Here is a 12,793-nt window from a genome sequence, read left to right on the forward strand (position 1 = left end):
CTAGACGATTGCCATGTCGACGAAGCGGGAGAGGTGTAGCTGGGCGGCGACTGTGATGGTGTCGGTGGGGCCGTTTCGGTGTTTGGCGACGATGAAGTCGGCCTCGCCTGCTCGGGGGGATTCCTTGTCGTAGTAGTCGTCGCGGTGTAGCAGGATCACGACGTCGGCGTCCTGTTCGATGGAGCCGGACTCGCGCAGGTCGGACAGCTGAGGGCGCTTGTCCGTGCGCTGCTCGGGGCCACGGTTCAGCTGGGACACGCCGATCACCGGGCACTCGATCTCCTTGGCCAGGAGCTTGAGGCCACGGGACAGCTCGGAGACCTCCTGCTGACGGCTCTCGGTCTTTTTCGGCGAGCTCATCAGCTGGAGGTAGTCGATAACCAGGAGCTTGAGGTTGTGGCGCTGCTTGAGGCGGCGCGCCTTGGCCCGGATCTCCATGAGGTTCATGTTGGGGGTGTCGTCGACGAAGATCGGCGCCTCGCTGATCTCGCCCATGCGCCGCGCCAGCTTGGCCCAGTCGTCGTCGGTGAGCTGGCCGGAGCGCAGCACGTGGAGCGGCACGCGCGCCTCGGCCGACAGGAGCCGCATCACCATTTCGATCTTGCTCATTTCGAGGGAGAAGATCGCACTCGCGCAGTTGCTGCGAATAGCGGCATTACGGGCGAAGTCCATGCTGGCCGTCGACTTACCGAGACCGGGGCGCCCGGCCACGATGATCAGCTGGCCCGGGTGCAGACCGTTGAGCAGCCGGTCGAGATCGGAGAAGCCGGTCGGGATGCCGGCCATGCCACCGCCGGCGGCGCCGATCGCCTCGATCTCGTCGACCGTGGGCTGCAGCATGTCGCCGATGGAGGCGAAATCCTCGCTGACGCGTTTCTCGGTGACGTCGTAGATCGCCTGCTGGGCGAGGTCGACGATGTCGTCGACGTCGCGGCCGCCGTTGCCGTTCGCGCCGTAGCCGAGCTGGACGATCTTGGTGCCGGCGTTCACCAGGCGGCGCAGGATGGCCCGCTCGCCGACGATGCGGGCGTAGTACGACGCGTTGGCCGCGGTGGGCACGCTCTCGATCAGGGTGTGCAGGTAGGGCACGCCACCGATGCGCTGCAGGTCACCCGAGTCGGCGAGCGCGGCGGCCACGGTCAGCGCGTCGGCCGGCTCGCCACGACCGTACAGATCGAGAATGACGTCGAAGATCGTGCTGTGGACCGGGCGGTAGAAGTCGTGGGTCTTGAGGATCTCGACCACGTCGGCGATCGCGTCCTTGGACAGCAGCATGCCGCCCAGGACACCCTGCTCGGCTGCCACATCCTGCGGCGGCGACTTGTCGAACCCGCCGCTGGCCGGCCCGTTGCTCGGCGGCCCTCCGGGACCGGACGGCCCTGAGCCGGAGGACCCGGATCCGGACTGCGGGCCCGGGGGGCGCGCCTCGTCGGTGATCGACACCCGGACCTCCTCCGCTGGCCGTCCGTGAACACACCCAGATCAAACCGCCGGGGTATGACACTTTCGGCTGAACTCCCCACCTTGATCAGGAAGAACTTTCCGATCAAGCCCGCGTAAGCGGCTGGACCACTGTACGAACCTGCTCGCCACCTGCCCAACTGCATCGGTGGACGAGTCTCGGGACAACCTGTGGACATCTCGCCTGAGCCTGTGGATATCCCTGTGGACATCTGTGGACAACTCTTCGACGCGGCACCGAACATGCCTTATCCATCAGGGATTACGCCGTCCCCAACTGTGGAGAGCAGAAAAACACCTGCACAAGTGCGAAAAGATGCCCCGCGTGAGCAAGCCGTCGCCCGGAGGCGTTGCGGTTCGCCCGTTGGCACGGCACGCTTTTCGGGTGGACCAACGGGAGTGGGACTACGGCGCCCGCATGTCGCGCGATCGGCGCGCTGCGGACTCGTGGGCCACTCGAAGTCCGGATTCTCCGGATTTCGCCGAGCCTGAGCAGAAATGGTCGTCTCTCACCGACACCGGCAGCATGCAGCCCAGCGCCGAGGCCCTCGACTGGCAGCGCCGGGCCGACGCGTGGGCGCAGCAGGCCGAGTCCGACCAGAGTGAGTCCGTCGAGCCGGCGAGCCGCTGGTCCGACGTAGCCTCCACCGGCCGGACCACCTTCCCGGCCGACGGCGTCGGCTGGCGCACCGAGACGGCCGAGTGGCGCGCAACCGGCGCCCGCTGGAAGCAGACCACCGAGTGGCGGTCCACCACCGGCTCCCACGGCTGGCGGTCCACGACCGAGGCCTGGCAGACCGGCGGCCGCGGCGAGTACCCGCCCGCCGCCGAGACCCCGGCGTCACAGCCGGCCATCTCGAGTACGGCCTGGTCGAGCAGCACCGACGAGCCGAGCGCGGACGCCGGCGCCCGCCCCGCCTGGCAGCAGTTCACCGAGCCCGACCGGCAGGACCCGCCGAGCTGGCAACGGAGCAACCCCAGCTGGCAGGAATCGAGCAGCTGGCAGCAGCCGTCACCCCGTACGCCCGCGGAAAGCTCTTCGTCCTGGCAGCGCGACGCCATCGAGGGCACCTGGAACGACACGGGAAGCACCACCGACGCGTCCTGGCTACGCTCCGACGACTCCCGCGACGACGGCCGCCACCTGGTGCGGGAGGACGACCGGGCCGCCTGGCGTCGCGGCGCTCAGCAGACCCCGGGCCCCGTCGGCCGCCGGCGCGCGCCCGAGCCGGGACCCACCGGCGGTTCGGGCTGGTCGACCGGTCGCTCCGAGAACGACACCTGGGACACCGACAACTGGGCCGGGCACACCGACACCGGCAACATTCAGTTGTACGGGGATCCAGGCACCTCGACGACCTCATCGTGGCGCGCCGACGAGCGCTCCCTGCCGTCGGCGCCGTACGAGTCGACCCGCCCCTCGCGGTATGACGAAACGCCGGGGTACGCCTCGGAGACGCCCGCGCCGCGCAGCCGCCGGGAGCGGGGACCCCGGTACGCCGACGACGACACCACCGGGCGCAGCGCGTCCGGCCCCGTCTCGGGTCTGGCCGACAGCGCCACGAGCTACCCCCCGGAGACCCGGTCCGCCCGCCGGGCCCGCGCCGCCCAGCCGGTGGACCGTGAACGCGACGAGACGGCCACCTTCGGCGCGGTCCCCAGGGATCAGGGCGGCATGCCCGCGCCCGGTCAGCCTCCGCGGGACGACCCGCGCCGGGGAGAGCCGCGCCGGAGCGGTCCGCGCCAGGCGCCCAAGGCCCGGTACAACCCCGGCACCGCCGACTGGCGTGAGCAGACCGCCTCGTGGGAGGCCGAGCCCGACACCAGCAGCTGGACCCGCGACCCCGACACGGGCCAGTGGAGCCGTTCCGAGGACGACCCCCGCATCCTGGCCTGGCGCCGCGAGGCCGCCCGCCGCGAGGCGATGGGTGAGGGCCCTCGCGCCCTCCCGGCTGCCCCGGCCGAGGCCGAGGAGAACGGCCAGGCCTTCGAGCCGCCGGCCCGGCACACCCCGCCGTCGCTTCCGCCCGCGCCGGCGCCTCGCAGCGGTACGCCATACGGCTACGGCGCCGCCCCGTCGAGCGCCACCCCTTCCAGCGCCCTCCCGAGCCGCGGCGGCTACCCCGAGGCACCCCGGCGTCCGTACGAAGACGCACCCGAGAGCGCCGCGTCTTACAACGACGCCCGCAGCGGCACCCCGTACGGCCGTGCCGGCTACCCGAACGACCCAGCGCCCACCGGCCGCCCCTTCGACGAGCCGTCGTCCGCGCCCCGCAGCGCCATGCCCTACAGCAGCGCAGCCCCCGCCCCCGGCCGCCGCAGCTACCCCGACGATCCCGCTCCCTCCGACCTTCGCTCCTACGACGACCCGGCTTCCGCGCCCCGCAGCGCCACGCCCTACAGCAGCGCAGCCCCCGCCCCCGGCCGCCGCAGCTACCCCGACGATCCCGCTCCCACCGACCTTCGCTCCTACGACGACCCGGCTTCCGCACCACGCAGCGCCACCCCCTACGGCGGCGGATCACGCAGCTACCCCGACGACCCGGGTTCCGCGCCGCGCAGCGGCGTGCCTTACGGCGCTTTCGGCGGCACGGCTCCGCGCAGCACCCCGCCCAGCAGCGCACCACGCAGCGCTCCCAGCTACGGCGCGTCCCCTTCGGGCGGATACCCCGATCGCTATTCGGACACCGACACCCCGCGCTACTCCTCGTCGGCCCCGGCCAGCGGCTTCCCGGCCGAGTCACAGCGCAGCCTGCCGCCCGCCCCGGCACGCTCCGACGCTCCGCCGCCTTACGAAGGCAGGCTCTCCGGCTACTCCTCATCAGCGCCAGCCAGCGGCCTCCCGCGCTACTCACCGGAAGTCCCACCCGGTGGCGCTCCGCGCTACTCCCCGGCCGGCGACCTGCCCGCGGACATCCGGCGCCCCGTCGACGACATCGGCGGCCAGACCACGCGCTACCCGTCCGCCGACCTCGGCGGTTCTCCGCGCTACCCCACGCCGGCCCCGTCAAGCGGCCTGCCCTCCACCACCCCGCGCTACTCCGGCACCACCCCGGCCAGTGGGCCGCCCACCACTCCGCGCTACTCCAGCACCGCCCCGGCCAGTGGGCCGCCTTCCGCCCCGCGCTACTCCAGCACCGCCCCGGCCAGTGGCCTCCCCGCCATCGCCCCGCGCTACTCCAGCACCGCTCCGGCCAGCGGTCTCCCCGCCGAAAGGGCCGAGTGGGCGGATAAGGCCGAGAGGACCGGATGGTCGGAGACCGCGGGGACGGCCGAGAGCCCGTACGGTGCCGGCCGGCGCCGCGCCGACGACCAGGAACCCCCTACGCGCCGTGGCATGCTCGACCCCACGGCGTACGCCCAGGAACCGCTGAGTTCCGACGCCTGGCGCCGCGATTCCTCACCCCAGCCGGGGTCGGGGGACGCGCCTTGGTCGCCGGGCGGCACCACGGAAAGCAGACCGCGCCCCGAGCCCGGCGCTTGGCGTAATGCCGAGCGCGAGGAGCGGGCCAAGGGCAGCGCGTCCTACCGCGATGGCGGCGGTAACGACTGGCGGCGAGACCTCGCCGAGCAGAGTGATCTCGCCGAGGGGGAGTCCCGGCGGTACGGCACCTCGGATTACGTGCCCTTTCGGTCGAGCGGCTCAGCCGCCGTCGAGGGAACATCGAACTTATCCATGACGTCCACGTCGCTGATCTCGCCGGTGCCGCGAGAGCAGCGGGAGGCGTATCAGGGTCTTTCCGGCTCGTACGAGCGGCGCCCGGTCACCGGCGGCTATCCGACGATCCGGAAGAACGACCTGCTCGACCCGGACGACGAGGAGGATGCCGGGGAGTCGGGCGGCCCGCTGGCCGCCGTCGGCTACACCCTCGTCTGGTACGGCGTACCCGTCGTGCTGTTCGTCGTCTACATGGTCGTTTTCGGCGCCGACTCGCAGACGCACGCGCTGGACACGCTCTCCAAGGCGGCGCCGCAGTTCGGCATCTCGCTGGTCCTGAGCGTCCTCGTGGCGGTGGGCCTGCGCTTCATCAGCCACTCCTGGAAGGCGATCAGCGTCGGCCTGGCCGCCGCGGTCGTCGGCGGTGGTCTGGCCACCGTCCTGACCTCAGCCATCACCGGCAACAGCCTCAGCTGAGAATAAAAAACAGCGCGCCGGGACGAGTCCCAGCGCGCTGCCGAAAAGCTGCCTTACTTGGCGGCCACCACGTTCACCGGGAACGTCGCGGTCACCTCGGGGTGAAGCTTGACCTGCACGTTGTACGAGCCCGTGGTCTTGATGTGACCCGGGAGCTCGAGACGGCGACGGTCGAGCGACGGACCGCCGGCGGCCTTGACCGCGTCGACGATCTCGGCCGGGGTGATCGAGCCGAACAGGCGGCCACCGTTGCCGGAGCGCGCGGTCAGCGAGACCTTGAGGCCGGCCAGCTGGGCCTTGACCTCGTTGGCCTGGCCGAGGTCACGGATCTCGCGGGCCTCGCGGGCCCGCTTGATGACCACGACCTGCTTCTCGGCGCCCTTGGTCCACTGGATCGCGAAGCCCTGCGGCAGCAGGTAGTTACGGCCGTAGCCGTTCTTGACCTCGACGATGTCGCCCGGCGTGCCGAGACCCGAGACTTCCTGGGTGAGGATGATCTTCATATCGGTGATCCTCCTCAGCGCGCCGTCGCCGTGTACGGCAGAAGCGCCATCTCACGGGCGTTCTTGACCGCGCGGGCGATCTGCCGCTGCTGCTGCGAGGTCACCCCGGTGACCCGGCGGGCACGGATCTTGCCCCGGTCGGAGATGAACTTCCGCAGAAGCGCGGTGTCCTTGTAGTCGATGTAGGTGATCCCGTCCTTGTCGAGCGGGTTCACCTTCTTCTTCGGCTTGCGAAGCGCCGCAGCCTTAGCCATTGCTCTTACTCCTGAACTCGGTAAGCCCTTGAAACAAAGGGCTAGAAGGGAGGCTCGTCGTCGAACGAGGAGTTGCCGCCGCCCCCACCGGAGCGGTTGCCGGAGGCCGGAGCGGCCGTCGCCCACGGGTCGTCGAAGTTGTTACCTCCGCCGCCACCGCTGGACTGCTGCCGGTTGCCACCACCGCCACCGGAGGCGCCGAAGCCGCCGCCGGAGTTGCCCCCACCGGGGCCACCGCCGGAGCGGTTCATGCGCTGCACCTTGGCCGTCGCGTACCGCAGCGACGGGCCGATCTCGTCGACCTCGAGCTCGTAGACGGTGCGCTTCTCTCCCTCGCGCGTCTCGTACGACCGCTGGCGCAGCCGGCCCTGCACGATCACCCGAGCGCCGCGCTGCAGCGACTCGGCGACGTGCTCGGCGGCGTCACGCCAGATGTTGCACGCGAGGAACAGTGGCTCGCCGTCTTTCCACTCGCCCGACTGCCGGTCCAAGGTCCGCGGCGTGGACGCGATGCGGAACTTGGCAACCGCCGCACCCGACGGGGTGAAGCGCAGCTCGGGGTCGTCGGTCAGGTTGCCGACGACCGTGATGGTGGTTTCTCCTGCCATGATCTTCTCCTCGCCGCAGTTCTCGTTCGTTAGGAGGCTCCCAGAACCCCCTGACAAAAACGAGTCAGCGGGTCTCGGGCCGGATGACCTTGGTACGGAGGATGTTCTCGTTGAGCCGGAGCTGACGGTCCAGCTCGGCGACGGCCTCAGGGGTCGCCTGAAGGTCGACGACGGCGTAGATGCCCTCGGCCTTCTTGTTGATCTCGAACGAGAGCCGGCGACGGCCCCAGACGTCGAGCTTCTCCACCGAGCCACCCGCGGTCCTGATGACGTTCAGGTACTGATCGAGCGACGGTGCGACGGTGCGCTCCTCGAGCGAAGGGTCGAGGATCACCATGAGTTCGTAATGACGCAAGACGTTCTCACCTCCTGTGGGCTTAGCGGCCACGGTCTCTCCGTGGCAGGAGGTCTTGTGTCGTTCACAGCAAAGCCGTGGGGAGTTGACCCACGGCCGTCTGCGAACCGAGCAAGCATACCCACCTCGGGCCCTCTACCAAAAAGAAGGACCCCGTCGGTGGACGGGGTCCTTCCTGGTGGAGCCGCGGGGCGCCCGATCCGCATTCGCTGGGTGGGACCTGGGGAGGAACGACCACACCGATGAGGTTGGACGCGGCCGCCCCGCGGAGCTTTGTTCCTGTAGCTTACGCCGCTATTGCCCGATTTGCACGTTGCGACACGATTGCCCGAATAGTTGCGGCACCGACGCCTAGCACGCAGACCGCGGCGATCAGGGCGAGCAGGCCGATCGGCCCGCCGTCGCTCATCGGCCGCATCGCCGCCACCGGTTCCGCCGCGGCCACGTCGGCCGTGGTCACGCTGGGTGCCGCCGGTGCGGCCTCGACCGGATCAAGAGAAATTTGCGGTACGCCGGGAAGCAGCGCCCTCTCGTCACCAGGTGGCATGCCGGAGAACGCCGGGTTCGCGCTCCCCGCCGTACGGGAAAGGGCCTTGTCCTTGATTTTGGGTTTGGTCGCGGCTCCGCCGTGCGGCATCGACTGAACAGCGGCGGTCGCGGCCTGGGCCACCGCCGAGGTCCGCATCGTCGCCGGACGACGCGGGCCCGGGCCGGAAGCAGCGGATTTCACCCGCGAGGGGCGCTGTCCGGGAGCGGCGGAATCGGACATCATCGTGGTTGACGGCTCGTTCGAGCCGGACGGGGCCATCGACACCGGCTCGGGATCCGCCGACGACGGCGCCGGCTGCGGGTCGGGCAGCGTCGCGGGCGCCGACGGCGAGGCCGTGACCAGCATCGGAACGGCCTCGTCACCGAGCGGGCAGTTGGGCTTGAGAGTGACCGCCGTGGTGCCCCGCCGGAAGATCACATCAGTGGCCGAATCATCCGGGAGCGTGCCCTTCGTGTCGCCGCCGAGCAGCAACTTCGCGGCGTACCCGGTCCGGTTGACCACCCGGATCGTGCTCTGCGCGGGCACCGTCATCGACTCGACGTCGGGCTTCGACCGGCAGGAGATGCCGAGCATGCCGCCGCCGGCGAAGGTCACCTGCCGGGCCCCCTCGGGGATCCGATCCGCGTTCGCGGTGCCGTTTACCAGCATCGGAGCGCCGAAGATCAGGCCGCCCAGCGCGAGCGCCGTCACCCGCTGTCGGAACTGCCGCGACATGCACCATCTCCCAGTTTCGTCACCGGCTCGTGCCGGTCCGTGAACGTGATCAATGGAGGTAACGAGCCCCGCGGGAGCCCGGTGACGCCGGGGAGCGTGAGTGTCGGACCCTCGTCGTAGTCTCGTCCCATGCGCATCGGAGCCCACGTCGATCCGACCGACCCCCTCGAGGCGGCACGCGAACGCGGCGCCGAGGCGGTGCAGTTCTTCCTCACCGACCCGCAGGGCTACAAATCGCCCAAACCGCGCGAGGACGCGGCGACGCTTCGGGAGTCCGAGGTGGACATCTACATTCACGCGCCGTACATCGTGAATGTCGCCTCGCCGAACAACCGCATCCGCATCCCCAGCCGCAAGCTCCTGATGGCACACGCCAAGGCCGCCGCCGAGCTCGGCGCCAAGGGCCTGATCGTGCATGGCGGCCACGTGGGCAAGGACGCCGACCTGACTGCCGGTTTCGACAATTGGCGCAAAGCTTTCGAGTACGCGGAGTCCGACGGCGGCCTGCCTCTGCCGATCCTGATCGAGAACACGGCCGGCGGTGACAACGCGTGCGCCCGCCGCTTCGACGACCTGGCCCGCCTGTGGGACGCGGTCGGCTCCTTCGGCGCCGGGTTCTGCCTGGACACATGTCATGCCTTCGCGGGTGGTGAAGATCTGGTCGGCATCGTCGACCGGGTCAAATCGATCACCGGACGGATCGACCTGATCCACGCCAACGACTCCAAGGGCGGATTCGACTCCGGCCAGGACCGCCACGACAACCTCGGCAATGGCAAGATCGACCCCGAGCTCATCGTGGCCGCGATCCGGGCCGCCGGAGCACCGGCCGTCGTCGAGACACCGGGCGGCTCCGAGGGCCAGACCGCAGACATCGCTCTGCTGAGGGAGCGGACGGGTAGCTGACGGCGCCGGCACCACGGGGAGGGTCATGACCAGCGAGCAGCCAAGGCAGTCCGCTTCGCCGCCATCCGAAACGTTGCGGCCCGCGGTGCCAACACCCGGCATCCCACGACAGCCAGGCCCCGCCGACGCCGACCCGCCCAAAGCCGACCCGCCCAAAGCCGACCCGCCCAACGCCGACCCGCCCAACGCCGAGTCGCCTCAGGCTGGCCCGTCCAAGGCCTCGCCCTCTCCGGCTCAATCTGCGCCCGACAAGCCCGCGCCTGGGAAGCCGACTGCCGAGAAACCCGCGCCCGGCAAGCCCACTGCCGACAAGCCGGCGCCCGGCAAGCCCACTGCCGACGGGCCGGCGCCAGAACAGCCCGCGACCCGCAAGCCCACTGCCGACGGGCCGGCGCTAGACCAGCCCGCGACCGGCAAGCCCACTGCCGACGGGCCGGCGCTAGACCAGCCCGCGACCGGCAAGCCCACTGCCGGCGCGCTGGCGTCCGTCCGGCCCGCGACCGGCAAGCCCACTGCTGGCGGGTCGGCGCCCGACCAGCCGGCGTTCGCCGAGCCGGCGTCCGGCAACCTCACAACCGAAAAGCCGAATGTCGCAGCTCGTCTGCTCAGGCGGTGGCGGGCGGCGTCAGGCAAACCGGGGCCCGGCAAACCGGCGGCCGTCGAACCGGCGGCCGTCAAACCGGCGGCCGTCGAACCGGCGGCCGCCAAGCCGGGGCCCGACGGACCGGTGGCCGCCAAGCCGGGGCCCGACGGACCGGTGGCCGCCAAGCCGGGGCCCGACGGACCGGTGGCCGCCAAGCCGGGGCCCGACGCGCCGGCGGCTGACAGCCCGGCAAAAGCGCCGGACAAGTCCACGGCGGAGAGCCCTACGGCCGGGAAGCCGGGGTCCGACAAGCCTGTCGCCGCGGGCGGGCCGGTCGAGGCTGTCGCCGCGGGCGGGCCGGTCGAGGCTGTCGCCGCGGGCGGGCCGGTCGAGGCTGTTGCCGCGGCGGCCAAGACAGCTGACACCAAAACGGACCTTAAGCCGGCTAACGATCCCGCCGCCGGCATCGCCTCGAGTCCACAAAAGACCGCGAAGTCGGGCGAACCTCTCCCCACTGAGCGCCCGCCCGGTGTTCCGCCCGATCCGTGGACGGCCTTCGCCACCGCGGCCGAGCGGCCGCCCGGCTGGTTCCGGCGTACCACCCGCGCCGGCCTGCGTTCGCTGATCCACGAGTACGCGCTGGTCATCTACGCCGGCGTACTCCTCGCCGTCGCCCTCACCTGGCCGACCCTGCGCTACCCGCTTCACACGCTGCCGCAGGACATCTGGGATCCGTCGCGGCAGGCCTGGCAGATCGCCTGGAGCGGTCACATCCTGCTGACCGACCCGGTCCGCCTCTGGCAGGCCAACGCCTTCTATCCCGAGCCCAACAGCTTCGCCTACGGCGACAGCCTGCTCGGGTACGCGCCGTTCGGCATGATCGGCGAGGGTCCGGTCGCCGCCGTCCTGCGCTACAACATCCTCTTCGTGCTGGCGCACGCGCTGCTCGTGATCGGCGGGTACGCCCTGGTCCGCCAGCTCGGCGCGGGCCGCACCGGCGCCGCCGTCGCCGCGGTCGCCTTCGCGTACGCGCCCTGGCGTCTCGCCCAGGAAGGCCACCTCGACATCGTCTCGGCGGGCGCCATCCCGCTCGCCCTGGCCATGCTGGCCCGCGGGCACGGCTGGTCGCTGCGGCGCGGCTTCCGGCCCCGCCGCCGGCACGCCGGATGGGCCGCGGCCGGCTGGCTCCTCGCGGTCTGGCAGGTCAGCCTCGGCTTCTCGCTGGGCGTGCCATTCCTGTACGTACTCGGCCTGATCCTGCTCGTGATGATCGTCGTCGTGCCGTTGCGCTGGTTCCGGCGGCCGGTCGACCGGCCGGTCCTCGGCTGGCGCCTTCTGCTCGTCGACACGCTCGGCCCGCTGATCCTCGTCGGCGTCTCGGCCTTGATCGCCATCCCGTACTTCAAGGCGCCCGCCGGCGGCCCCGCCGGCACCGAGATCGCCTTCTATTCGCCTCCGCTGCGCAGCCTGCTGATCGGCCCCGCCGAGTCCCGGATCTGGGGTGCGCCGCACGAGGTGCCCCGGTCGTCGCTGAGCTGGCCGGCCGAGATGGGACTGCTGCCGGGCTTCGTGCTGTACGCGCTGGCTCTGGCCGGCCTGGCCTTCTCCATCTGGACGCTGCGCCAGCGGCTGCTCCTGCTGGCCGGCCTGGTCGTCACGATCATCCTGACGCTGGGTACGAACTTCTTCGACGGCCGCTGGACGTACCTCCCGCTCTTCGGCCATCTGCCGGCCTCGCTGGGTCTGCGCATCCCCGGCCGGCTCATGCTGTGGTCGACGCTGCTGCTCGCCATTCTGGCCGCCGGGGCCGTGGCCGAGTTCGTCCGCCGCGCCGAGCAGGTCGCCGAGCAGCGGATCCCGCCGTGGCCCGGTCCGTGGCTCCGGCTGGCCACGCTGCTGCCGCTGGCGCTGGTGCTGCTCGAGGGCTGGAACGCCACGGCCCATCCGGTGGCGCCCACCCAGCCGCTGGCGATGCGCACGGTCACCGGCTCGATGCTGGTCCTGCCCACCAGCGCCCTCACCGACCAGACGATCATGCTGTGGTCCACGAGCCGCTTCCAGCCGATCGCCAACGGCGCGGGTGGCTTCGCCGCGGGCCGTCAGGCCGTACTGCGCCGCAACGTCGAGGCCTTCCCCGACACCGAGACCATCCAGTACCTCCGGTCTCTGCGCATCGACAAGGTCCTCCTGCTGCGCTCCGAGGCCGCCGGCACCCCCTGGGAGCGCGCCGGGGACGTACCCGTCGACGCCCTCGGCATCCGCCGCGAAGACCTGGACGACGCCGTCATCTTCTACCTGACCGACCCGTCGGCCCCCGCCGGCCAGCCCACCACCCCGGCCAACCCGTCCGCGCAGCCGTCACTCCCGGCTAACCCTTTCGGACAGCCGTCGCTTCCGGCCGACCCGTTCGCACAGCCGTCGCTCCCGGCCGACCCGTTCGCACAGCCGTCGCTCCAGCCACCCCTCGCGGGCACCCCGTCGCCGCAGCAGTCCCTCCCGGCCGGCCCTTCCTTGCCGCCGACCACCACAACGCCACCGCCACTCACCAGCTGAAGACCGTCATCCCCACACCGACCACACTGCCAAGCCGAACGCGCAACGTCCGACGACCCGCCCCTGCCGACGGTTCCTGTCGTTCGGGCGGGATCATCGGGGCACGTCGCCAGGGTCGTGGCCGAGGAGATGACTGCGGGCGCTGATCGACCAGACTATTGGGGACGATCC

The 12,793-nt window shown here is 71.1% G+C and carries 9 protein-coding genes; 3 read left to right on the forward strand and 6 right to left on the reverse strand.

The features are described 5' to 3' along the window. Positions 1 to 1,443 carry a replicative DNA helicase gene (gene dnaB, locus AB0C26_RS17500; RefSeq protein ID WP_360247890.1) on the reverse strand — a complete coding sequence of 481 codons (1,443 nt, stop codon included), beginning with the start codon at positions 1,441 to 1,443 and terminating at the stop codon, positions 1 to 3. A 403-nt stretch (positions 1,444 to 1,846) separates the two neighbouring features. Here dnaB and AB0C26_RS17505 point away from each other — a divergent pair, with 403 nt between their 5' ends. After that, positions 1,847 to 5,596, forward strand: a complete 3,750-nt coding sequence (locus AB0C26_RS17505) for a hypothetical protein (protein WP_360247892.1) — start codon at positions 1,847 to 1,849, stop codon at positions 5,594 to 5,596. Positions 5,597 to 5,649: 53 nt separating this feature from the next. Here the strand turns inward: AB0C26_RS17505 and rplI are convergent, their stop codons facing one another. The 5 genes from rplI to AB0C26_RS17530 form a co-directional block, all read right to left on the reverse strand. Next, positions 5,650 to 6,099 (reverse strand): 50S ribosomal protein L9, encoded by a 450-nt coding sequence (rplI, locus tag AB0C26_RS17510; RefSeq protein ID WP_360247894.1) that lies wholly within the window; start codon positions 6,097 to 6,099, stop codon positions 5,650 to 5,652. A gap of 14 nt (positions 6,100 to 6,113) precedes the next feature. After that, positions 6,114 to 6,353 (reverse strand): 30S ribosomal protein S18, encoded by a 240-nt coding sequence (gene rpsR / locus AB0C26_RS17515; protein ID WP_007073789.1) that lies wholly within the window; start codon positions 6,351 to 6,353, stop codon positions 6,114 to 6,116. Positions 6,354 to 6,394: 41 nt separating this feature from the next. Further along, positions 6,395 to 6,961 carry a single-stranded DNA-binding protein gene (locus tag AB0C26_RS17520; RefSeq protein WP_360247896.1) on the reverse strand — a complete coding sequence of 189 codons (567 nt, stop codon included), beginning with the start codon at positions 6,959 to 6,961 and terminating at the stop codon, positions 6,395 to 6,397. Between the two features lie 64 nt (positions 6,962 to 7,025). Next, complete coding sequence (gene rpsF, locus AB0C26_RS17525; RefSeq protein ID WP_097325510.1) at positions 7,026 to 7,316, reverse strand: 30S ribosomal protein S6; 291 nt, start codon at positions 7,314 to 7,316, stop codon at positions 7,026 to 7,028. A 286-nt stretch (positions 7,317 to 7,602) separates the two neighbouring features. Beyond that, positions 7,603 to 8,580, reverse strand: a complete 978-nt coding sequence (locus AB0C26_RS17530) for a hypothetical protein (protein WP_360247899.1) — start codon at positions 8,578 to 8,580, stop codon at positions 7,603 to 7,605. A gap of 129 nt (positions 8,581 to 8,709) precedes the next feature. Between AB0C26_RS17530 and AB0C26_RS17535 the strand changes: the two genes are divergently transcribed. Both AB0C26_RS17535 and AB0C26_RS17540 read left to right on the forward strand, forming a co-directional pair. Continuing rightward, positions 8,710 to 9,486: a deoxyribonuclease IV gene (locus AB0C26_RS17535; RefSeq protein WP_360247900.1), complete on the forward strand. Its 777-nt coding sequence runs from the start codon at positions 8,710 to 8,712 to the stop codon at positions 9,484 to 9,486. Between the two features lie 727 nt (positions 9,487 to 10,213). Beyond that, positions 10,214 to 12,622, forward strand: coding sequence for a hypothetical protein (locus AB0C26_RS17540; protein WP_360247902.1), 2,409 nt, complete (start codon positions 10,214 to 10,216; stop codon positions 12,620 to 12,622). The last annotated feature ends 171 nt before the right edge of the window (positions 12,623 to 12,793 follow it).

The organism is Actinoplanes sp. NPDC048796 (genome assembly GCF_040650035.1).
Taxonomy (GTDB): domain Bacteria; phylum Actinomycetota; class Actinomycetes; order Mycobacteriales; family Micromonosporaceae; genus Actinoplanes.

Excerpts from the sequence above, each read along its gene's own strand:
- AB0C26_RS17520 (WP_360247896.1), bottom strand. The coding sequence starts at position 6,961 with ATGGCAGGAGAAACCACCATCACGGTCGTCGGCAACCTGACCGACGAC.
- AB0C26_RS17530 (WP_360247899.1), bottom strand. The coding sequence starts at position 8,580 with ATGTCGCGGCAGTTCCGACAGCGGGTGACGGCGCTCGCGCTGGGCGGC.
- AB0C26_RS17535 (WP_360247900.1), top strand. The coding sequence starts at position 8,710 with ATGCGCATCGGAGCCCACGTCGATCCGACCGACCCCCTCGAGGCGGCA.
- rplI (WP_360247894.1), bottom strand. The coding sequence starts at position 6,099 with ATGAAGATCATCCTCACCCAGGAAGTCTCGGGTCTCGGCACGCCGGGC.
- rpsR (WP_007073789.1), bottom strand. The coding sequence starts at position 6,353 with ATGGCTAAGGCTGCGGCGCTTCGCAAGCCGAAGAAGAAGGTGAACCCG.